General features: G+C 39.2%; 23 protein-coding genes. 1 reads left to right on the forward strand and 22 read right to left on the reverse strand.

Annotated elements, in window-relative coordinates; genetic code table 11:
- Positions 1-10: 10 nt before the first annotated feature.
- From murF to recG, 22 genes are all read right to left on the reverse strand, one after another.
- Entirely contained in the window at positions 11-1,375 is a 1,365-nt protein-coding gene (gene murF / locus EO115_RS02155) for a UDP-N-acetylmuramoyl-tripeptide--D-alanyl-D-alanine ligase (protein WP_126937343.1), read from the reverse strand.
- Between the two features lies 1 nt (position 1,376).
- On the reverse strand, positions 1,377-2,861 hold the full coding sequence (locus EO115_RS02160; RefSeq protein ID WP_126937344.1) for a UDP-N-acetylmuramoyl-L-alanyl-D-glutamate--2,6-diaminopimelate ligase: 1,485 nt from the start codon (positions 2,859-2,861) through the stop codon (positions 1,377-1,379).
- Positions 2,862-2,909: 48 nt separating this feature from the next.
- Positions 2,910-3,317, reverse strand: a complete 408-nt coding sequence (locus EO115_RS02165) for a cell division protein FtsL (protein ID WP_126937345.1) — start codon at positions 3,315-3,317, stop codon at positions 2,910-2,912.
- 14 nt (positions 3,318-3,331) lie between these two features.
- The gene (gene rsmH / locus EO115_RS02170; protein ID WP_126937346.1) at positions 3,332-4,264 is read right to left on the reverse strand and encodes a 16S rRNA (cytosine(1402)-N(4))-methyltransferase RsmH; all 933 of its coding nucleotides are present in this window, start codon (positions 4,262-4,264) and stop codon (positions 3,332-3,334) included.
- A gap of 10 nt (positions 4,265-4,274) precedes the next feature.
- Positions 4,275-4,712, reverse strand: coding sequence for a division/cell wall cluster transcriptional repressor MraZ (gene mraZ / locus EO115_RS02175; protein WP_126937347.1), 438 nt, complete (start codon positions 4,710-4,712; stop codon positions 4,275-4,277).
- Positions 4,713-5,152: 440 nt separating this feature from the next.
- A complete protein-coding gene (locus tag EO115_RS02180; RefSeq protein ID WP_126937348.1) occupies positions 5,153-6,397 on the reverse strand; it encodes an aminotransferase class I/II-fold pyridoxal phosphate-dependent enzyme in 1,245 nt (414 codons plus the stop codon).
- A 406-nt stretch (positions 6,398-6,803) separates the two neighbouring features.
- Complete coding sequence (locus tag EO115_RS02185) at positions 6,804-7,514, reverse strand: ABC transporter ATP-binding protein (protein WP_126937349.1); 711 nt, start codon at positions 7,512-7,514, stop codon at positions 6,804-6,806.
- 1 nt (position 7,515) lies between these two features.
- The gene (locus tag EO115_RS02190) at positions 7,516-8,274 is read right to left on the reverse strand and encodes an ABC transporter ATP-binding protein (protein WP_126937350.1); all 759 of its coding nucleotides are present in this window, start codon (positions 8,272-8,274) and stop codon (positions 7,516-7,518) included.
- 9 nt (positions 8,275-8,283) lie between these two features.
- A complete protein-coding gene (locus EO115_RS02195; RefSeq protein WP_126937351.1) occupies positions 8,284-9,297 on the reverse strand; it encodes a branched-chain amino acid ABC transporter permease in 1,014 nt (337 codons plus the stop codon).
- Positions 9,294-10,175 (reverse strand): branched-chain amino acid ABC transporter permease, encoded by an 882-nt coding sequence (locus tag EO115_RS02200; protein WP_126937352.1) that lies wholly within the window; start codon positions 10,173-10,175, stop codon positions 9,294-9,296. The genes EO115_RS02195 and EO115_RS02200 overlap by 4 nt, the downstream gene beginning before the upstream one ends.
- A gap of 10 nt (positions 10,176-10,185) precedes the next feature.
- The gene (locus EO115_RS02205; protein WP_126937353.1) at positions 10,186-11,334 is read right to left on the reverse strand and encodes an ABC transporter substrate-binding protein; all 1,149 of its coding nucleotides are present in this window, start codon (positions 11,332-11,334) and stop codon (positions 10,186-10,188) included.
- Positions 11,335-11,645: 311 nt separating this feature from the next.
- A complete protein-coding gene (locus EO115_RS02210) occupies positions 11,646-12,437 on the reverse strand; it encodes a hypothetical protein (RefSeq protein ID WP_126937354.1) in 792 nt (263 codons plus the stop codon).
- Between the two features lie 32 nt (positions 12,438-12,469).
- On the reverse strand, positions 12,470-13,714 hold the full coding sequence (locus EO115_RS02215) for an adenosylhomocysteinase (protein WP_126937355.1): 1,245 nt from the start codon (positions 13,712-13,714) through the stop codon (positions 12,470-12,472).
- 32 nt (positions 13,715-13,746) lie between these two features.
- Positions 13,747-14,541, reverse strand: coding sequence for an S-methyl-5'-thioadenosine phosphorylase (gene mtnP / locus EO115_RS02220; RefSeq protein ID WP_126937356.1), 795 nt, complete (start codon positions 14,539-14,541; stop codon positions 13,747-13,749).
- 117 nt (positions 14,542-14,658) lie between these two features.
- Complete coding sequence (locus EO115_RS02225; RefSeq protein ID WP_126937357.1) at positions 14,659-15,138, reverse strand: hypothetical protein; 480 nt, start codon at positions 15,136-15,138, stop codon at positions 14,659-14,661.
- 81 nt (positions 15,139-15,219) lie between these two features.
- On the reverse strand, positions 15,220-15,342 hold the full coding sequence (locus EO115_RS08495; RefSeq protein WP_256359649.1) for a hypothetical protein: 123 nt from the start codon (positions 15,340-15,342) through the stop codon (positions 15,220-15,222).
- 46 nt (positions 15,343-15,388) lie between these two features.
- Positions 15,389-16,657 carry a glycosyltransferase family 2 protein gene (locus EO115_RS02230; protein ID WP_126937358.1) on the reverse strand — a complete coding sequence of 423 codons (1,269 nt, stop codon included), beginning with the start codon at positions 16,655-16,657 and terminating at the stop codon, positions 15,389-15,391.
- Positions 16,658-16,669: 12 nt separating this feature from the next.
- Positions 16,670-17,341, reverse strand: coding sequence for a CDP-diacylglycerol--serine O-phosphatidyltransferase (gene pssA / locus EO115_RS02235; protein ID WP_126937359.1), 672 nt, complete (start codon positions 17,339-17,341; stop codon positions 16,670-16,672).
- Complete coding sequence (locus tag EO115_RS02240) at positions 17,334-17,969, reverse strand: phosphatidylserine decarboxylase family protein (RefSeq protein WP_126937360.1); 636 nt, start codon at positions 17,967-17,969, stop codon at positions 17,334-17,336. The genes pssA and EO115_RS02240 overlap by 8 nt, the downstream gene beginning before the upstream one ends.
- Before the next feature lie 53 nt (positions 17,970-18,022).
- The gene (locus EO115_RS02245) at positions 18,023-18,748 is read right to left on the reverse strand and encodes a WecB/TagA/CpsF family glycosyltransferase (protein ID WP_126937382.1); all 726 of its coding nucleotides are present in this window, start codon (positions 18,746-18,748) and stop codon (positions 18,023-18,025) included.
- A 103-nt stretch (positions 18,749-18,851) separates the two neighbouring features.
- A complete protein-coding gene (locus EO115_RS02250) occupies positions 18,852-19,040 on the reverse strand; it encodes a 4-oxalocrotonate tautomerase (RefSeq protein ID WP_009353866.1) in 189 nt (62 codons plus the stop codon).
- 94 nt (positions 19,041-19,134) lie between these two features.
- The gene (gene recG, locus EO115_RS02255) at positions 19,135-21,171 is read right to left on the reverse strand and encodes an ATP-dependent DNA helicase RecG (RefSeq protein WP_126937361.1); all 2,037 of its coding nucleotides are present in this window, start codon (positions 21,169-21,171) and stop codon (positions 19,135-19,137) included.
- 503 nt (positions 21,172-21,674) lie between these two features.
- On the opposite strand from recG, the gene rpmB reads away from it, so the two are divergent.
- Complete coding sequence (gene rpmB, locus EO115_RS02260) at positions 21,675-21,863, forward strand: 50S ribosomal protein L28 (protein ID WP_038144954.1); 189 nt, start codon at positions 21,675-21,677, stop codon at positions 21,861-21,863.
- Positions 21,864-21,897 lie beyond the last annotated feature (34 nt).

Here is a 21,897-nt window from a genome sequence, read left to right on the forward strand (position 1 = left end):
ATCTCCTTACTTATCCATGTCGTTCTTTAAAATCTTCTATAATACGTTCCATTTTTAGGCCTCGTGATCCTTTTACTAGAATCACATCACCTGCTTGTTTTACGTCATAATACGCATTCGCTATATCAAGATGGCTATTCCCTACATACACAAAAGGAACACCAACCTCTTTAGCGGCAGCGGCCGTTAATTTCATCATTTCCCCAAATGTAAACACCATATCGTAGGATTCAGCACCTAGCAATTTTCCAATCTCTTTATGAGCAGATACTGAATGCTCACCTAATTCTAGCATATCGCCTAACATGGCAATCTTACGTATGCCTTGTAACTGACCAAGCGCTCGAATTGATTCCGTCATACTATTAGGGTTTGCATTATACGCGTCATTGAGGACTGTGAAAGTCGGAAACGATACAATTTCTTGACGCATAGGAATCCCTGGAAACTCATGAAAGGCTTCCACAATTTCTTCTTGTGGCACACCTAAAGTAGTTCCTACTGCAACTGCTGACAATGCATCATACACATTATGAATCCCAATCATAGGCAAGAAAATCTTCCAGGCTCCACTTTCATCATGAACTGTGAAGTTAATACCTTTAGATGTATATTCCAGCGCAGCACCTTGCACCATAGCTTTAGCATCCATACCATAGGTAAGTACTTTTGCACCTGTCACCTGTGACATAGGAAGTACAAATGGATCATCATGATTTAAAATGGCTACCCCTGTACTTGGCAAGGCCTCAATCAATTCTTGTTTCGCTTTCCCAATATTCTCTTGCGACCCTAATAGTTCAATATGGCTAGTGCCCACATTAGTAATCACACCTATAGTTGGCTCTGCAATCTCAGCTAGTTCTGCAATTTGACCAAGTCCACGCATCCCCATCTCAAGGACACATACATCATGATCTTCCGTCAATTGCAATAACATTTGAGGAACGCCAATTTCGTTATTATAGTTTTTTTCTGTTTTTAGCACTGTAAAAGCTTTCTCCAGAACAGCACTAATCATTTCTTTCGTTGTTGTCTTACCAGATGAACCTGTAATACCTATGACAGGAATTGGAAAACGTCTACGATGATAGGTCGCTAACTGTTGATATGCCAATAATGTATCCTCTACTTCGATACATACGAGCCCTTCTATAGATTTACCAATCTTAACAATAGCACCTGTGGCACCACGCTCTTTGGCAGTCTGCAAGAAGTCATGTCCATCAAATGTCATACCTTCTAAAGCTACAAAAAGTCCATTTTCACCAATAGTGCGTGTATCCGTAGATACATCTGCAAAGGTAATCGAACTCGTTCCTGTATACTGTCCATGTGTTGCTTCTAGCACTTCTTGCACTGTAAATTGTGCCATATTATCTCTCCTTTAGAGCTTCTCTAGCAACTTCACGATCATCAAAATGAATCGTTTCTTCTTTTAATATTTGATAGTCTTCATGGCCTTTACCAGCAATGATCACTACATCTCCTGCTTTTGCTTCTGCAATGGCTGCAAAAATTGCTTCTCGACGATCCACAATAACATCATAGTCTACTCCGTCACGCAAGCCTTCTTTGACGCCTACTTCTACATCTTTCACAATTTGCACTGGATCTTCCGTTCGAGGATTATCTGAAGTAACAAGTACTCGATCACCATATTGAGCCGCAATACGCCCCATAATAGGACGTTTGGTAGCATCGCGATCACCACCGCAGCCAAAGACAACTATAATACGGTTTTCCACAATTTTCTTTGCTGTTTGTAAAATATTTTCCAATCCATCTGGCGTGTGGGCATAATCCACAACTACTGCAAAATCTTGACCTTCTTCAATAAGTTCAAAACGACCAGGCACAGCTGTGAAAGTTGCCAATCCTTTCACGATGTCATCCATCGTCACGCCTTCATATAGAGCAGCACCTACGGCCGCTAATGTATTATATACGTTGAATAGACCTGCAATTTTTGTCTGAATTGTATAACTTTCTTCCCCGTAGGTCAATGTAAATTCAGAAGATTTGGCTGTAACACTCAAATTAGACGCATTCATAGTGCCCTTACCCTCTGTGCTATACGTAATCATTGGTGCTGTTGTCACATTTACAATCGCTTGACCATACGCATCATCTACATTGATAACAGCTCCTTTTCCTTCTTTCACTTGGTAAGAAGCACTAACTTGCTTGAACAATGTCGCTTTTGCCGCTAGGTAGTTATCAAATGTTTTGTGAAAATCTAAATGATCTTGTGTTAAGTTTGTAAATACAGCTGTATCATATTCCACGCCTGCTGTACGGCCTAATGCCAATGCATGAGAAGATACTTCCATAATACAATGCGTCACACCAGCATCCACCATTTGTTGCAAAATTTGTTGCAAGTCAGCCACATCTGGCGTGGTATTATGAATCGGATAGGATTGGTCATCGATTAAAATATGAACCGTTCCAATAACGCCTACTGTATATCCTTGAGATCGTAATAGATGCGCAATAATATGAGTCGTTGTAGTTTTACCATTCGTACCTGTCACACCAATCATACGCATCTTAGAGGCTGGATAATCATAGAAGAACGGCACTGCATCTTGCAAGGCTTGTCGCGTATCTTCTACATACAATACTGCTACGTGAGCAGGCACGGTCACAGGTTTAGATGCAATAATTGCTACAGCACCATCTTCTACTGCTTTATCTACAAAAGTGTGTGCATCTACTGTAGCTCCCACTAAACATATGAATAAGCTGCCTTCTTGTACTGTACGAGAGTCAGCTGTAATATGACTCACTTCTGCTGTTACTGGACCTTCTACCTTTATAGGAGACACAATTTTCACAATATCTGCTACACGTTTCATACCGATTCCTCCAATCATAGCGAAAGCAGTCCAAAAGGACTGCCTTCATCATTCTCTAATATCCTTTTTCGTTGTAACCTTTCGTTCTTCCACTGTATTCTTAGTGGTATAAACGAAATTATCTGGTAATACCATGCCAAGTTTTTCTTGCGCAATTTTTTGAATGCGCGTTGGAGATTTTAGTTCTGCTAACTCTAAATTATACTCGTAATTCGTACGATTTTCAAAAACTATTTTTTCTTGTATTTGTACAGTTTCTTTTCTTACGTTTTCTGTAACACCCGTGATAATCAAACAAATCATTCCTAATATAACACCAAAGATCAAGGTCACTACACACTCTCTCATATTCGGTGTCACATCTAAGATAAAATCAGGTGATTTGACTTTTTCTTTTCTGGCGGGTTCTACATAAGGAGCCGATTGTTCCCAATACGTAGCCTTTCGTACTAACATAGCATTCCTCCAAACTATAATTTCACGGCTACCCTCAACTTGGCACTACGGGACCGTGGATTCTCTTCTACTTCTCGTTGACTAGGCTCTATGGCCTTATTTTTTGCTTTTACAGTTGGTACATTGTGGCACACACACATTGGCAAACTTGGTGGGCATGTACAACCTTGCGCTAACTCTTTAAATGTTTGTTTCGTAATTCTATCTTCTAAAGAATGGAACGTAATCACAGCAATTCGTCCATTCGGATTTAGCATAGATACGGCATCTACAAATGCATCATGTAAAATTTGAAGCTCTTGATTCACTTCAATACGCAACGCTTGGAACGTTCGTTTCGCTGGGTGCGGTCCGTCTTGTCTTACTTTGGCTGGTATAGCTCGCTTGATAATATCCACCAATTGACCAGTCGTAACAATTGGCTCCTCAGCTCTCGCTTCCTCAATGAACTCTACGATACGTTTGGCCCAACGTTCTTCCCCATACTCCCAAATGATGCGATATAGTTCTTCACTAGAATACGTGTTAACTATCGCTTCCGCAGTTAATGCTCCACTTTGATTCATTCGCATATCTAGTGGACCATCTTGCATATAGGAAAATCCTCGTTCTGCCGTATCTAATTGATGACTGGATACGCCTAGATCAAAGACAAATCCATCTACTTTTTCTATGCCTGCATTGAGCAAGGCTTGCTTTAAGTTAGAGAAATTGGTTTCAATAACTTTCACCTGGCAGCTTAAATCTTCTAATCGCTTTGATGCTGCTTGCAATGCCGCCACGTCTTGGTCTAAACCTACAATCATACCTTCTGCAGATAACTGTTCACCAATGGCATGGGAATGTCCTCCCCCACCCAAGGTACAGTCTACATAGATTCCATCTGGTTTAATTGCCAATCCTGTTAGCGTTTCATTGAGTAATACACTCACATGATGAAAGTCCATAATCCCTCACTTAAAATCCAATGTCATCTAAATCCAACTCTTCAGCTAATTCTTCAATATTGCCATAAATCTCATCATTATAGGCATCCCAACGAGCTTTATTCCATACTTCAATGCGCTCACCATTACCAACGATGATTGCATCTTTTTTTAATTCTGCATGCTTTCTTAGATTACTTGGAATCAAGACACGACCTTGCTTATCAAATTCAAGATCTGCGGCTCCCCCTACAAAGAAACGCACAAAGGCACGTTGTGCAGATTTATTGGAACTTTGGGCACTTAGCTTTTTGGCAATTTCTTCAAATTTTTCTTGTGTATAAATGGCTAGGGTATTATCTAAATATCTGGTAACAACACAGTTTTCACCAAGCTGTTCGCGCATTTTAGCAGGAATTATCATGCGTCCTTTACTATCAATTGTATGTGAAAATTCACCTTTAAACATAGCAAGGACACCTCCTTTTTTATACACCTTTTTGCCCTATTACCACTATATGGTAAATTCTACCACATTTCACCACTTTTAACAACACAATAACCACTCATTTTATAGATATTTATGCAAATTTTTCTTACAATTCGTTTATAACGAACTTCTTTCTAAATATTTATATATATGTTCGTATATAAAGCATAATATCGAACACTTTTTACAGTATAAAATGGTGGGGAAAAGTGGTGGGAATTTTCTATTTTTCATCATTTATTCTATGTACTATAAAAATTCAGTATATTCACTTGAAAAATAGAGTATTAAAGGTATTGATACACACGTGGGAAACACACAAGAAATTACCATAAAATAAAAAAGACAGGTGAATCTATGATTCACCCATCTTTTCTTAACAGATATATGTTATATTCTATTATCCCTATTATTACGTGTCACAGCTGCCCAACTCGTTTCATGGCATCATATATACGTTGTGCCAATCCAGTAATTTGTCGTTTAGGTACTGAACATACTGCCACCCGAATCCCTCTAGATACAGGAATTAAGTACACATGTTCTTTCATCAATTCCTCTGTCACTTCAGCTGGTGCATCGCTTGGTATGGTCACAAAGAAACCTCCCATATATGGCAGCATAGGAAGACCAATCGCTTTACCTTCTTCTTCTAAAATAGCAGCACGTTCTTCTATTAAGTTAGAATAACCAAGAATTTCCTTTTCATACCGTTTCATTTTTTCTGGATCATGAACGATATTCGACATCGTACGCATAGCCGGACGATTAATATTGGACCAAGTACCACGAGAGGTCATTTGATTGATATCAAAAAACTCTTGCGCCACTTCTGCATCAGAAGTAATCCCTAACATACAGCCCACACGTTGTCCATACATCGTGAAACCTTTAGAAATACTGTAGCAAGCTACTCCTAGTATCTCTTTAGGTAGATTTTCGAATTTCTTGAAGAAACGACGAACTTCTTCTTTTTCACCAGAAAAATCAATATAGGCCACATCAATACCGATGATTACTTTATTTTTTCCATTAGCTACCAAATTTTTAGACATGCCTAAGACTTTATCCCAATCACTTTCACATAAAGAGAATCCTGTTGGGTTATTACCAGGTGTATTGATGATAATTAACACATTTTCCTGTATCTTAGCCAATTCTAAGGTAAGCGCTTCTAAAGCTGGGAAATTAAATTCAAACGCCTCATTAAACAAAGGATATGTCACTAATTCTCTACCATTATCTGCACAAATTTGTTTATAGGCGCCCCAATGCCAATCAGCTGTGATGACCTTATCTCCAATTTCTGTATAGTTGTGAACTAAATGATGAATCCCACCTGTACCACCAGTCGTAGCAATCCCTTCGATATAGGCGTTTGGGCGAGACTCACTAAAACATTCTTGCTTACATGCTTCGATGAACTCCGGCAGTCCTTCAATTGGAGCATATGCGATGTATTCATTGCGTGGCAAATTACGGAACTCATCCTCTACAACCTTTAAAAATACGATATCTCCGTTTTCATCAAGGATAGACCCGACAGTACCGATTAAAACATTTTCTTTACCATATGTTATTGCTGCTTCTTGCGCTCGAGAGTTTGTTGCAAAGATGGCGTCATTTGCTTTTTTCCCACGCGCTTGTTTCGCTGCCATGCTCATGTGTAACACCTTCCTAATTTATACTTATATGTAATATCTATCTACTAGTGTACAAAAAAATTGCTTTGACTACAAGACATTGAGCTCATGTATACACAATAGTTTTTACTACCTTTCAATTTTATTTATCTTTTGAAAGCATCTCCTATATACTCCTCTAGTATGTAATGATATATATATGCCATTATATAATCATTTCTCTATATTCTTATAGTAATATGTACGCCCCATTTCTCTTTGTAATAACTATATATTAAAAATATAGAAAATAAAAAGCAGATACACAACCGCAATGGATTGTATATCTGCTATCTTTATATAGTTACCTGCCAAGGTCAATTCACCAGTATTGAATCCTCTATATATCTTTTACTTTTCTAGGATATTTAAGATAAAATTTAGAGAATTATTCCACTCTACCACCCAAATACGCTTCCATCACTCTAGGGTCATGGCGAATTTCTTCTGCTGGTCCTGAAAGAACGATTTTACCTGTTTCTAATACATATGCATAGTCAGCGATTTTCAAAGCTTGACGTACATTTTGCTCTACTAATAATACAGTCGTTCCTTCAGCACTTATTTCCTTGATAACTTCAAAGATTTCATTCACTACCAACGGCGCCAAACCCATGGATGGTTCATCTAGCAACAACAGTTTAGGACGAGCCATTAAAGCACGACCGATCGCAAGCATCTGCTGTTGTCCACCCGACAGTGTGCCGCCTAATTGGTAGCTACGTTCGTCAAGAATAGGGAAACGTTTAAATACTTTCTTAATATCAGCTTCGATATCTTTATCTTTGCGTATATACGCACCCATTTCTAAATTTTCGTAAACACTCATATCTTGTAATATTTGGCGCCCTTCTGGAACGAGGGAGATACCAGCTTTCACTATGTCATGTGTTTTCATGGACGTAATATCCTTACCTTCAAAAGTAATGCGACCTTCTGTTGGTTTTACTAAGCCCATAATAGAACGCATAGTTGTCGATTTACCAGCACCATTGGCACCAATCAAAGATACAATAGAACCTTGAGGAACTTCTAAGTTAATAGATTTTAAAGCTGTAATATGTCCATAACCAGCTACTACATTTTCAATTTTTAACATATTATTCCTCCTTTCCTAAGTACGCTTCGATTACATCTGGATTGTTTTGAATTTCTTGTGGAGTTCCTTCTGCAATCTTTTTGCCGAAGTTCAACACTGCTAAACGGTCACAAATATTCATCATCAACGCCATATCATGCTCAATGACCACCACGGTAATACCTAAATCACGGATTTTTCCGATCAATTGGCGCAATACCTCTGTCTCACTATCGTTCATACCTGCCGCAGGCTCATCTAATAAAATCAATTGTGGATGCGTTGCTAAGGCACGAGCAATTTCCAAACGACGTTGCTTACCATATGGTAAGGATGTAGCTACTTCTTCTGCATCCTCTTCTAAACCAACGAGTTTTAAAAACTCATAGGCAATACCACGACAACGCTCTTCTTCAATGCGTTGGCGTTTTGTACGGAAGAAACTAGACAACACACCAGAACCTGTACGACAATGCATACCTGTCAATACAGTTTCCAAGGCTGTCATATTACCAAAGAGACGGATATTTTGGAACGTTCTAGCAATCCCCATCTCCACTGTACGATGTGGTTTTATGCCCACTACATTCATACCATCAAATACAATATTACCAGTGCTTACAGGGAACACCCCAGTAATTAAGTTAAATAACGTCGTTTTACCAGCACCATTGGGTCCGATCACACCAAAGACTTCTCCTTGATTCACTTGGAAGGTAACTCCTGTCAAGGCAGCCACACCGCCAAAGCTTTTACTTACATCATCTAATTGTAATAGCATGGTTACCTCCTATTCTTGACCAGACTTGCTCTGTGCTTTATATGCTTCAAAGCGTTCTGTTAACACTTGTGATTCTGGAATATATGGTTTCTTTTTTACACCTAGTTTACGATAGATTTTTTCCATTAATTCTTCTGTCAAAATACCATCTGGGCGAACCGCCATCAAGATAACTAATAACGCACCGTAAATAATATCACGATAATCCGCTAAGAAGCGCAATACTTCTGGCAACAATGTCAAAATGAACGAGCCTAGTACAGACCCCCATACTACATTAGAGCCACCAAACACTGGGAACAATAAAATTTGTACTACTTTGTGGTAACTGAAATCCGTAGGGTTGATGAAGTTCGTAATATGCGCATACAAACCACCGCCAATGCCGGCAATGAAAGCGCCAATTACAAAGGCTAACATTTTGTAATACACCACATTGATACCCATTAATTCTGCTGCATGATCATCTGCTTTGATAGCTTGGAATGCACGACCTACACGACTATTGTGGATACGTAAACAAAATAGAATAACCAATGCTAAAATCACTAATAAGATAACAATCGTTAACAAGTTACCCCATGTTAATGCATCGATATCTAACAATCCGTCCATATCAAATTCATACACATAGTTTGTCAATTCTTGGGCAATCGCTGGAATTCCTGAAAGCCCCAATGCACCATGTGTCACTTCCAAGTTCAAGAAAATAACACGTACTACTTCACCAAAACCTAAGGTAGCAATGGCTAAGTATAACCCTTTCAAACGCGTCGTCGGTAAACCAATCACAATAGCTACTAAGGCCGCTACGATACCACCAATGAAGATAGCAATCGGAATCGGCAGTTCAGCTTTCAAAGTAAGCAAAGCACCTACGTAGGCACCAACACTCATAAAACCAGCCGCACCCAATGTCAACTGCCCTGTAGAAAGGGTGAAGAAAATGGAAATACCCATAATGGCATTGATAATGAAGAACATCACAATTTGTAGATAATATGGATTTAAAATTTCACTCATGGTCGTCCCCCCTTATCTTTGGATCCGAATAACCCTTGTGGTCTCCAGAACAATAAGAGAATGATTAACCCAAAGGCTACAGCATCACGGTAAGAAGATGCTCCATAAGCAACAGAGAATACTTCAGATACACCTAAGATGAATCCACCTACCATGGCACCGGTAATATTTCCAAGACCACCCAAGATTAATACAGCTAAGCCTTTAAATCCGATGACAACACCCATCATAGGCTCTACGGCATCGAAAGATAAGCCAACTAATACACCAGCTGCAGAACCTAATGCAGAAGCGAGCATCACTGTTACAGAAATAACCAAAGTAGGGTTAATACCCAATAGAGATGCCGTTTCTGTGCTCAAAGATACAGCACGGATAGCTTTACCGATTTTAGTCTTTTTAATGAGTACATTTAAAATCAACATTAACACAATGGATACGCCAAGGCCAATAATTTGAACCATAGAGATTTTGAACATACCAAAATCGATAAGTCCACCAATAAAATCTGGTGGGAAAGAACGTGTTTGTGGACCCCACACAAGCAAGGCTACACTTTCAATAAAAATAGAGACACCAATCGTAGAAATCAATGGCGCCAAATGGGATACATTTTTTTTGCGAAGTGGACGAAGTGCCACAAACTCTAACAAATATCCAAGAATTGCCCCTACGAGCATAGCCACAAGGATGGCTACGAAGATATTAGCTTCAAAGACTGTCACCATAAATAAACCCACGAAGGCACCTATCATAAAGATGCCTCCGTGAGCCATGTTGATGATGTTCAACACACCAAACACCAGTGTCAATCCGATTGCTAATACTGCATAGAGACTGCCTAAAGTAAGGCCATTCACTAATTGCTGTAAAAACATCGTTTAACTCCTATTTTTGTAATGCGTCGAACTGACCGTTTTTAATTTGTAAAACTTGAACTTCCATAGATGGATCACGTTTTTCGTTGAATTGGAATTTACCAGTTACCCCTACGAAGTCTGTAATACCTTTTAAAGCATTACGGAATTTTTCGCGATCTGTTGTAGAGCTAGCTGCTTTCAATGCGGCTTCGTACAAGAATACAGCATCATATGCTTGTGCTGCGAATTGGTCTGGTTCATGACCATATTTTTCTACATAGGCTTTGCGGAAGTCGCGAACTTTTTGGTCATCTTTGTTAGGGAACCAAGGTGTACCTACGATCGCACCATCAGCAGCGGCACCTGCATTTTTAATGAACGCTGGACTATTAAAACCATTAGAACCTACCACTGGTTGGTTCATACCAAGCTCACGCATTTTTTTCATAATCAACGCACCTTCTTGGTACAAGGAAGCAACGATGATGATATCAGGTTTTGCTTGTTGAATTTTAGTCAACTGTGCAGAGAAATCTGTATCTTTGTCTGCAAACGTTTCTGTTGCTACAATTTGAACTCCTTCAGATTCCAATGCTTTTTTAGCAGTATTGTTTACAGATACCATTTGGTCATTGTTGTTAGAGTACATAATCGCTGCTGTTTTGAAACCTAATACTTTATGAGCTTGACGAATCGCTGCGTCTACTGCCAAAGATTCTGGTACAGCATTACGGAAAATATAATCTCCGATATCAGTAATACCTTCTGCTGTTGTAGAAGTACCCAATGCTACCACTTTATTTTTGTTGGCAATCGGGCCTGCTGCCATCATTTCACCAGATAACATCGGTCCAATAACAGCCACTACTTTATCTTTTGCAATGACCTTATTCATCGCATTGATAGCTTCGTTTTTGTCACCTTTTGTGTCTTCCACCAACAAATTAATTTTTACATTGTTAGCATCTGCATTAATTTGTGCTACCGCTAACTCTGCACCATTCTTAATAGATTCGCCATAGGCAGCTGCTGCGCCAGACGTAGTCGTCAATAAAGCTACTTTTGCTTCATTTGCATTGTCACTTGATGAACTATTGCCACCGCAACCAGCGATCGCTGCAGCCAAAATAGCCGTAGCACCCAATGCTAGTGCACGTTTGAACATGGATTTTTTCATGTTACACCCTTCCTTCTTAAAAACTCCTCTTTTGGATTTTCTAACTGTGAAAGTCATCTTTACCTTTTTCACTTTATCAGCTTAAAGAACAAGTGATAACACTATAGAAAATCTATGCTTTCCTATTATGAATGTAACCTGAGTAGTTTGTCAAATATAAATATAAGAATTTAGTTATGAGTTTATTTAGTAAACCCATAGCGTATATTTTCCATATTTTTGTATTTATATAGAGGACAAATATCTTTTTTGAATAAAAATGGTGATGAAAGTTAAATCTTCCATCACCAAATTATGTGTAGACTATTTTTTTAGTTGTTAGCAGTTAGGCTATGCAGTAATGTTCTTTCTGCAATGCCATCATATTGTTCTAATCCTTCAAAAGATACTTCATCAATAATAATCGTTGTTGTAGTAATTTCCTTATACAAATCCTGTAAAAATTTACGTTTTCTTGTTTTTGATTTTGTTAGAATTTCTAAAATAGGTTCATAGTGTTCACCTTTATCTATAATTTGCTTCATAAATAAAAAGATTAGTACTGAAAAAATAACAAAACAATCATCAGCATTTCTATCAGGAGGTTCAGAAATATCATAACAATTACCTTCACCACCCACTACATAGATGGTTCCATCTTTTTTTCTAATGTGAAAGACAGGAAACGATTCCCAATCATTAATAGAAGTGTACTTGTTAAATGTATATTCTCCCAGCCCATATCCAGTTACATCGCAGTACCTAGGTAGAGGCATATATTGCATAGCAACAAATTGACCAGTTTCTTTATCTTTGAACAAATCTCTTACACTTACAAAGTCATCTACCCAAATATTTTCACTTGGAAATTGATTCCAGAAATTCTTTTGAAAATCTTCTTGTAACTTAATCCAATCTTCATATTCAATATCATCGTATTTTTTATCTGTATTAAAGGCATCCAACTCACGGTAGTAACCTTCTAGTGTATCATAGAATATACCCGCTTCTTTACTACTATAGAACTTCCCTAATACATCATTTAGATATTCATAAAAATCTTGCCATTCAAGAAAATCTTTGAATTTCTCAAAGGATTCAAAATATGTTTCCATTACTTCCATACTATACGCCCCCTAACAACATATACAAAATGTTAGTTTACAGTATACAAATAATCATATTGTTCTTGTGTCAACGTATCTAAATCGTAGCCCATGGATTGCAATTTCAGTTTCGCAATTTCTGCGTCTACTTCATATGGCAATACATGTACATCATGTTCCATATCCTTGCCATGATGCAAGATATATTCTGCCGCCAATGCTTGCATTGCAAAGGACAAGTCCATGATTTCTGCTGGGTGTCCATCACCTGCTGCTAGGTTTACTAGACGACCTTCTGCTAGTACATACAATTGGCGATCATCTTGCATATGGTAGGCCTCGATATTTTGGCGCACTCGTTCGTGAGACACCGCCATAGCTTCTAGATCTTTTACATTGACTTCGCAATCGAAATGGCCTGCATTACAAAGTACAGCACGGTCTTTCATCACCGCATAGTGTTCTTCTGTGATAACATCTTTACAGCCTGTCACTGTACAAAAAATATCGCCGATTTTAGCTGCTTCTACCATTGGTAATACTTTGAAACCATCGAATACAGCCTCGATGGCTTTAATTGGATCCACTTCTGTGACATACACGTGAGCACCTAGGCCTTTGGCACGAAGTGCTACACCTTTACCACACCAACCGTAACCAGCAACCACCACATTTTTACCTGTTACCGTTAAGTTTGTAGTACGCATAATACCATCCCAAACAGATTGACCTGTACCATAGCGATTATCGAATAAGTATTTACAGTTAGAATCGTTAACAGCGATCATAGGGAATGTTAGTTGTTCCGCTTCCGCTAATGCTTTCAAACGATGTACACCTGTTGTAGTTTCTTCACTACCGCCTAATAGACGTTCTTTCGCATCTTGACGAGTAGTGTGTAATAAACTTACTAAATCGCCACCGTCATCGATGATGATATGCGGTTTATGATCTAAGGCCTTATTTAGGAACATTGTATATTCTTCGTCTGTACAGTTGTACCAAGCATATACAGTTAACCCCATGTCTACCAATCCTGCCGCTACATCATCTTGCGTAGATAACGGATTGGAACCTGTAACAATAACCTCGGCACCACCACGTTGTAACACGGTAGATAAATACGCTGTTTTTGCTTCTAAATGAACGGATACAACGATGGTTTGACCTCTGAAAGTTTGTTCTTTTTCAAAACGGTCTCCTAATGTGTTCAAAGTAGGCATGAAATTAGCCACCCAGTCGATTTTTTTACGACCTTCAGCAGCTAAGGAAATATCTCGAATTAAAGATTGCATTGGCGTTCTCCTTTTAAATTCTTCACCATAGATTATAATTGAAAGCCACCGTATTCTGACATACGATGATGCGCTGGATAATCTGCATTCACATCAATGCCCTTAATAACTTCTTTCACCAGCGATTGCAACTGTTCTGCCATTTGTTGCATCATATCCACCACTTCACCATGTGTCAAGGCAGATTTAGAAATGCCTGCTGCATAGTTTGTAACCATGGAAATTGTCATATATGCCATTTCCGCTTCATTCGCTAAGGTCACCTCTGGTACATTTGTCATCCCCACCGTTTGACCGCCTAACATAGCATACATGCGAATTTCAGCAGGAGATTCAAAACGAGGCCCCTCTGTACATACGTACGTTCCACCATTATGCACCGTCAATCCTAAAGATTTAGCAGCGTTTTCTACAATACCTCGTAATTCAGGGCTATATGGTTCCGTTACATCCACATGCGCCACTGGACGATCGCCGCCTTCGTAGAATGTATTCACACGGTTTTTCGTAAAGTCTAGAAATTGGTCAGTCAACACAAAATGACCTGGTCCAAAGTTTTGATCCAAAGAACCTACTGCTGTCGTAGATACGATGAACTTAACACCTAACTTTTTCAACCCCCAAATGTTGGCACGATAATTAATCTTATGTGGTGGAATCGAATGATCACGGCCATGACGAGCTAAAAAATACACCGTCTTACCTTCATAAGTTCCACATACATAATGAATCTCTCCATATGGTGTCATAAGAGATGATTCCGTCATCGTATCAAACATATTTGGATCGTACACACCGGTACCACCAATAATAGCAATAGCTGACATATAGTTCCTCCTTGTGAAAGATAGAAAATTATCTAATCTAATTTTATTATAGCATGGAATAGGACATATTGTAGAAATAGACTATACATATTACAATCTATAATCACAACATATATACTATGGCTTTCTAACCCTTTCCTGAAACTCCATACTTATCATCCCAGGGAACAGTATTTTATAATAATCTGCCGCTACTTTTAAAGTTTCTAACAGCTTCAAACAATGTCTTTCTGTACTCGTACCTACATTTGCCTTATGTTGTATCCAACGTTGTACATGGCGACTAAACCTTTCCACCACTTCACATACTGGAACACCCCATTGTAATTCTAATGTTGGTACATCTGCGTATGGAATCGCATTACCTTTGAATTGTTCTACATAAAACTCTAAGATCTTGCTTAATTGCTTCATGCATCTAGGAAAATCCCCAGTCACTTCATTGCGATAGTTTAGTTGCAATAGAATCTCTTTCGCTACAACCTCTATAGTTTGGAGCCAAAATAATAGTGTTAGTAAATTTTTCTGCTTATCTCTCCCCGTAATTATATCTTGAGGCTCCACACTGTTTACCTTTCCTGCTTTAATCTTCTCCATTGTATATGTATAGGAGAATAATGTCGGCAAGGTCTCTATACCTGCAAAAATGACATATAATTGCAGTTCTATCCCTTGTAACTATTCTTGTGTTATCTTTGTGGACTCTTTTGCATACTTTTCAATCGGGTCGATGAGGGGAGACACATAGTCATGCATCTTTAAGGCTACCTTAATGATATCTTCCCGTGTATCCTCTTTCAACAAAAGAGCAGCAAGTTCATTTCTGCTTTGCTGCTCTTCACTTATATTATTCTTTTGTTTTACGAGTTGTATCTCCCATACGAGTTAATTTTACTTCCCCTAGTGCTACACCTCGGGTATGTTGTGTATGAGACCATACTTTATCATGTCGATTCAAATATCCTAAGAAGGTAACCGGTACCCAAGAATAGATGAATAATGGATATAGTAAATAATAGAACCACACTTTTGGAGGCACTTTAATTTGCGCCAATACGATAAGCGGGAATAAATACTGTCCCACCCCAATAATCTGCCACACTTGTACGGGCAAGATTTGGTAAATAATATTGGTATAAAATGGAACAATCCCATTAATATACGTCATGATAATATAGAATGCCGATAATAATAAGAAGTATGGCTGTGTAATCTGCACTATCCCATCGAGGATTGTCCATTTCCCCTTCTTAATTCCTTGTACAAAGAGTTTCGGTATATACCGTTCTCCCGTATCAAAGTGCCCTTGGGCCCATCGTTTTCGTTGGTTCCAAGATTGCATAAATGTCAATGGTTTCTCATCATATACAATCGCATTATGTGCCCAGGTTGTTTTGACACCATGAATCAACAATTTTAGGGAAAACTCCATATCTTCTGTTAAGCTATTACAAGACCATCCGTAATCTCGAATAATATTGGTACGAATACACATACCTGTACCACCCAAAGCTGTAGATAGTCCCAAATTATATTTTGCCAAATGCCACATATGATTAACCATCCAAAAAGCAATGGCAAATGTTCCCGCCACCCATGTATCGGTTGGATTCTTAGCGTTCAAATACCCTTGAATCACTGACTCTCCTTTTTCTAAATGGCGATTCATTTCATACAGAAAGTGAGGATGCACAAGATTATCTGCATCAAAGATGACAAACGCATCATAGTTACGTTCCATGGCGAATACGGTATCAAACATCCATCCCATGGCATAGCCTTTGCCCACTTCGTCCGTATTAAAACGTTCATACACTTCTGCTCCTGCTTCACGAGCAATCTGTGCCGTATTATCTTTACAGTTATCAGCCACAACAAAAATATCATATAAATGACGAGGGTAGTCAAGAACTTGGAGATTGTTGACTAATTGACCAATAACAGCACTTTCATTATGAGCACATACAATAATGGCAAAGGAATGTTTTGGAGGGCACTCTGTTGTATCACTTTTATGCCACATACCACAAACCATTAACACAAAGTAATACAATGTATAGAATACAATGATTACCTGTATGGGAATCATAACTAGGTCAAACCAAACGTAATTCATCCTAGCCCCTTCCTATTTACGAATATTGTTGATAATCGTATTGCTAATGCCATATACGGTATACAACACAAAAATAAGTACTGGCCATACGCGATAGTCCAATAATGCAAGGAATACACCACAAGCTACGGTAATTCCTACTGCTATAGGTTGTACTGGATCACTACCTTTACCTTTAAAGTCTGGATGATGCACATTGCTAACCATCAAGTAGCCTACGAGTATCATCGCAATCATCAATACTACATCTGGAACTCGAACACCACTCAATACATAGGTTGCTGCCATACATCCTGCTGCTGGAATAGGTAATCCTTGAAAGTAACCGTGTACTTCTTCTGTCATAATATTAAAACGAGCTAATCGGAAAGCCCCTAATACAGAAAATACTAATAAAGGGACATAGCCTAACCACCCATAGTGATCTAAGCTCATCATATATAGCATATACGCAGGAGATACACCAAATCCAACTACATCCGCTAAGGAATCAAGTTCACGACCAAAATCACCAGATACTCCCAATGCTCGTGCGATGCGACCATCTAGGCCATCTGCTAGTAATGATAATAGGACGCATATAGCTGCCCCTGTAAAGTTTCCCGCTGCAGATAAACTAATACCAACGACACCAAAGGCTAGATTAGCTGCTGTACATAGATTGGGAAATATAGACTTATTCATCTTTCACCCTCCCAATAATCGTTTCTCCACCTTTTACATGTTGACCTTTTCTTACGCAAATATCTACATCTAAAGGTACAAACAATTCTGTGCAAGAACCGAACTTAATCATACCATACAAGGTACCTTGTTCTAAGGTATCTCCTAAATCTGTCCAAGACACAATCCGTCTAGCTAACAATCCCGCAATTTGTGTCACCACAATTTCCATGCGATCATTTTTAATGCTAATTGTATGTCTTTCATTTTCATAGCCTACGGAATCTTTGTAAGCTGGTAAGAACTGACCTTCTGTATATTGACGGAAGGTAATTTCCCCCGCCATAGGTGCACGGTTCACATGCACATCGAATACAGATAGGAAAATAGTTACTTTTTTGCATTGTTGATGCAAATAGGTATCTTCAAATACTTCCGTCACTTCCATCACCTTGCCATCCGCTGGGGACACAAGTATAGTTGGATCGTGAGGAATACGGCGATTAGGATTCCGGAAAAAATATGTAAAGAATAATGCCAATATAAACGGTATAATTCCTAACCACCATGATACGAAGTATCCAACTAGGCCTGCTACCACTAAACACGCACCTATTAAGGGATATCCTTCTTTTACAATAAAACCCATACTAAAACCTCTCTGATGCTTTGCCTCTATCATACTGTTATATAATAAGGCATCTATTGTTTATGCCGCCAAACAGCCCACATAAACTTTGGTAATGCTAACATACGAATGATACGCTTTGGTTGTAATAGTAGGCGATATAACCACTCTAGCCGATTGCGTTGCATCCATAGAGGTGCACGTTTCAACATGCCCGCCATCACATCGAATGAACCACCCACACCCATGGCTACAACGCCATCTAAATGAGCGAGTCGCTCTCGAATCCAGAATTCTTGCTTAGGTACCCCAAAGGCAACAAACACAAGTTGCGCTCCACTGCGTTCTATATCCTTAAGAATGTCTACTTCCTCTTCCTCAGTAAAATATCCAGAATGATATCCTACCACTGGCAAATCGCCTAATTCTGCTGTAGCATTCTCCAAGGCCTGTTTCACAACACCTTCTGCACCACCTAAGCAATATACCTTAATATGATTATCTTTAGCGGCTTGCAATAGATGATGTAGTAAATCACATCCTGTCACCCGTTCAGGAAAAGATTCCCCTTGTTGCTCTGCTGCCCATAGCACACCTGCTCCATCGGGAACTACGAGGTCAGCCTTTTGCAGAACCTCTAACAGTTTTTGGTTTTCTTGAGCCATCATGACCATCTCTGCATTTGCTGTGGCCACCATATGTAAGCCTGGTGTTCCCACTAATGTGAGCACCTTTTGTACGGCTTCCGTCATCGTTACCACATCAATCGGTACGGACAGCACATGTATTTGATTCTGCACCATTCACCTCATCCACTCTAGTACGCAAACAAGAAGGACAGGACATACGAAAATAGTAAGACTATCTTCATAGACCTATCCTTCTGGTAGGTAATTTTCCTAATTATTTCTTTTCACAGCGCATAACGCCAGCTTCCATATAGTTGTCAGCTTTCATATCTACAAAAATAACTTTTACCGCTTCAGCAGGTACTTTTACAGTTTCTACTGTTGCTTTTGTAATTGCTTCACCAAGAGCTTTTTTTTGTTCGAATGTACGACCTTCAACTAATTCTACATGAATAATAGGCATGAGCTATTCCTCCCTTACCACTACGAATCTCTAGCACTGTGCTAAAGATAGAATCTTACCTTATTGTATCATAATTTGACCTGGATAAACAACTTTAGCTATACAAAATACGCATATATTGAGAACCAAATCTAGCTTCCATTTGGTGACGAAGCGTGGCCTGCACCTCTACAAATCCCTTCTCACGCAAATAGGTATTTGCATCCTCTCTAGCTTCTACGAGAATAGGTATATCCTTAATGATATTAGCCACCTTTAAATCAGGTAATCCCGACTGCGCTAATCCGAATAGCTCTCCAGTGCCTCGTAACAACAAATCTTGTTCCGCCAATTCAAATCCATCCTGTGTTTGTTCCATCAGGGATAGCCTCGTTTTGCTATCTGGATTTTTACTATCGCTGATCAATATGCAATAGGCTTGTGCGGACCCACGTCCTACGCGCCCTCGTAGTTGGTGCAACTGTGAAAGTCCAAATCGCTCCGCATCATGAATGCACATAATGGTTGCATTTTGTACATTCACGCCCACTTCAATGACTGTGGTAGATACCAATAAGTGAAGCTCTCGACGATAGAAAGCATCCATCACTTCCTCTTTTTCCTTCGGTCGCATTCGACCATGTACCATACCTACACGATAGTGTGGTTCAAAGTATTCCTTATACTCATAGGCAATCTGCTCTGCTGCATGAAGATCCATCTTTTCTGATTCTTCTACTAACGGGCAGACTGCATACACTTGTCGCCCCTCTTTCATTTCTTTTTCAAAAAAATGTAATAAGCGTTCCTTATACGATGTATCCACTGCATAGGTTTTTACCGGTTTACGACCTGGCGGCATCTCTTTAATCAAGGATACCTCTAAATCTCCATAGATAGATAAGGTCATCGTCCTTGGTATAGGGGTGGCCGTCATAATGAGCACATGAGGATGATCTCCTTTTCGTTGTAACTTCGCCCGTTGCTCTACCCCAAAACGATGTTGCTCATCCACCACGATGAGTCCTAATCTATGAAACTCTACTCCTTCTTGGATTAAGGCATGTGTTCCCACTACGATATCTATATCACCCTTTTGCAACGCCTCATATACATCTTGCTTCGCTTTGGTAGAGCCTGTTAACAGGACCATTCGTATCGGTGCATCGCCAAACAATTCTTGAAAGCTTTCAAAATGTTGGGAGGCTAAAATTTCTGTAGGTGCCATAATAGCCCCTTGAAATCCATTTTCTACAGCCTTTGCCAACGCTAATGCGGCCACTACGGTTTTACCTGACCCTACATCACCTTGTACAAGACGTTGCATGGCCTTTGGCTCTTCCATATCGCTAGCAATGTCTGCAAAGGCTTTCTTTTGATCCCCCGTTAACTGAAAGGGTAGACTCGAAGTAATGCGCTCCACTAACGAGCCATTCCCATCCATTGCATGTCCACCTTGTACCTGCTCATGAGCCCGCAATAGAAGTAATCCCATTTGCATTATCCACAACTCTTCATACGCCAATTGTTTTCGTGCCTCTTGATGGCGTTCCCAAGAAGTAGGAAAATGCATTTCTTTAAACGCATCGTATCGGCTCATAGTGCATCGATGTCTCTGCACCTCTACAGGTAATACATCCTCTAACTCTTGATGATTGTCAAACCAATTCTTAATGGCCATACGAATGCTCCATTGCTTCATTCCCTCTGTCAATCCATACACAGGAACAATCCCTCTATCTATAGTTTGTCCTTCTTCCAGTATTTCTATTTGGGGGGAGTTCATTTGCAAATTACCATAGGCATGCTCTAACTTTCCATACGCATAGATCTGTTGCCCCGACTTGTAAAAATTCTTTTTATAGGCTTGATTGAAAAGTACCAAATTTATTTGTCGAATACCATCTCCTACAGTAACCGTTAAAATATGCATTCTAGGGCGAGGGCGCTTTTCGCTGACCCGTACCACACGCCCTGTAATTCCAGCAGTTTCACCTACTGGCGCTTCATGAACAGAATACACTTGTCGTCTATCCTCAAAGGTGCGCGGAAAATAGTGTAACAATCCTGTTACACTGGTGATGCCTAGTTTATGTAATTGTTTCACCCTCTGTGGCCCTACGCCTTTGATGGATTGCAATTGTTCGTTCATGCTCTATCTATACTCTTTCTAGTTACACCACTTTTGTGAAAGTGTAGCGTACTATATTCTCTATCAATGATTACTACCAGTTTCAAACATGGCAAAATTACCACGGTCTAGTAGCTCTACTATATAACTACTAGAGAATACGTATACCGTAGCTAACAGATCGTATTATGCATTATATTATACCATAGTGCCTGTCATGAAAGTGAACTAAAATCCATAAAATGGCACAAAAAAAGAAGGGCACTTTTTTGAAGAGTCACGTGTGTTAGGCGTTGTATCAAAGTGTCCTTCTTATATTTAATTATATTTAAATTATACAACTTGTGTAAAATAAACGCAAGTTGTTTTTCAATAAAATTTGACAGATTTTACGATTTTAGTATATAGTGAATAGGCTAGTATAATATTACCTGAAAAGGGAGAAATGCACTTGCATTCCCTAGCCTTTTTATGATAAAATACATATGTTATATTAGTAGTAAACACTTTGGAGGTGGAAACAAATGGCAAACCTTTGCGAAGTATGTGGTAAATCCACTACTACGGGTATGAATGTTTCTCATTCCCATATCCGTTCCAAACGAACTTGGAAACCAAACATCCAAAGAGTACGAGCAATTGTAGACGGCGAAACTAAACGAGTTAACGTTTGCACACGCTGCCTTCGTTCTGATAAAATTACACGCGCGTAAGATTTTGAAGGTACATGTACTCAAAAAAGAGGCT

Origin of the sequence: Veillonella sp. CHU740 (assembly GCF_003992055.1) — a bacterium.
Classification (GTDB): Bacteria; Bacillota; Negativicutes; order Veillonellales; family Veillonellaceae; genus F0422.

Excerpts from the sequence above, each read along its gene's own strand:
- murF (WP_126937343.1), bottom strand. The coding sequence starts at position 1,375 with ATGGCACAATTTACAGTGCAAGAAGTGCTAGAAGCAACACATGGACAG.
- EO115_RS02160 (WP_126937344.1), bottom strand. The coding sequence starts at position 2,861 with ATGAAACGTGTAGCAGATATTGTGAAAATTGTGTCTCCTATAAAGGTA.
- EO115_RS02165 (WP_126937345.1), bottom strand. The coding sequence starts at position 3,317 with ATGTTAGTACGAAAGGCTACGTATTGGGAACAATCGGCTCCTTATGTA.
- rsmH (WP_126937346.1), bottom strand. The coding sequence starts at position 4,264 with ATGGACTTTCATCATGTGAGTGTATTACTCAATGAAACGCTAACAGGA.
- mraZ (WP_126937347.1), bottom strand. The coding sequence starts at position 4,712 with ATGTTTAAAGGTGAATTTTCACATACAATTGATAGTAAAGGACGCATG.
- EO115_RS02180 (WP_126937348.1), bottom strand. The coding sequence starts at position 6,397 with ATGAGCATGGCAGCGAAACAAGCGCGTGGGAAAAAAGCAAATGACGCC.
- EO115_RS02185 (WP_126937349.1), bottom strand. The coding sequence starts at position 7,514 with ATGTTAAAAATTGAAAATGTAGTAGCTGGTTATGGACATATTACAGCT.
- EO115_RS02190 (WP_126937350.1), bottom strand. The coding sequence starts at position 8,274 with ATGCTATTACAATTAGATGATGTAAGTAAAAGCTTTGGCGGTGTGGCT.
- EO115_RS02195 (WP_126937351.1), bottom strand. The coding sequence starts at position 9,297 with ATGAGTGAAATTTTAAATCCATATTATCTACAAATTGTGATGTTCTTC.
- EO115_RS02200 (WP_126937352.1), bottom strand. The coding sequence starts at position 10,175 with ATGTTTTTACAGCAATTAGTGAATGGCCTTACTTTAGGCAGTCTCTAT.
- EO115_RS02205 (WP_126937353.1), bottom strand. The coding sequence starts at position 11,334 with ATGAAAAAATCCATGTTCAAACGTGCACTAGCATTGGGTGCTACGGCT.
- EO115_RS02210 (WP_126937354.1), bottom strand. The coding sequence starts at position 12,437 with ATGGAAGTAATGGAAACATATTTTGAATCCTTTGAGAAATTCAAAGAT.
- EO115_RS02215 (WP_126937355.1), bottom strand. The coding sequence starts at position 13,714 with ATGCAATCTTTAATTCGAGATATTTCCTTAGCTGCTGAAGGTCGTAAA.
- mtnP (WP_126937356.1), bottom strand. The coding sequence starts at position 14,541 with ATGTCAGCTATTGCTATTATTGGTGGTACCGGTGTGTACGATCCAAAT.
- EO115_RS02225 (WP_126937357.1), bottom strand. The coding sequence starts at position 15,138 with ATGGAGAAGATTAAAGCAGGAAAGGTAAACAGTGTGGAGCCTCAAGAT.
- EO115_RS02230 (WP_126937358.1), bottom strand. The coding sequence starts at position 16,657 with ATGAATTACGTTTGGTTTGACCTAGTTATGATTCCCATACAGGTAATC.
- pssA (WP_126937359.1), bottom strand. The coding sequence starts at position 17,341 with ATGAATAAGTCTATATTTCCCAATCTATGTACAGCAGCTAATCTAGCC.
- EO115_RS02240 (WP_126937360.1), bottom strand. The coding sequence starts at position 17,969 with ATGGGTTTTATTGTAAAAGAAGGATATCCCTTAATAGGTGCGTGTTTA.
- EO115_RS02250 (WP_009353866.1), bottom strand. The coding sequence starts at position 19,040 with ATGCCTATTATTCATGTAGAATTAGTTGAAGGTCGTACATTCGAACAA.
- recG (WP_126937361.1), bottom strand. The coding sequence starts at position 21,171 with ATGAACGAACAATTGCAATCCATCAAAGGCGTAGGGCCACAGAGGGTG.
- rpmB (WP_038144954.1), top strand. The coding sequence starts at position 21,675 with ATGGCAAACCTTTGCGAAGTATGTGGTAAATCCACTACTACGGGTATG.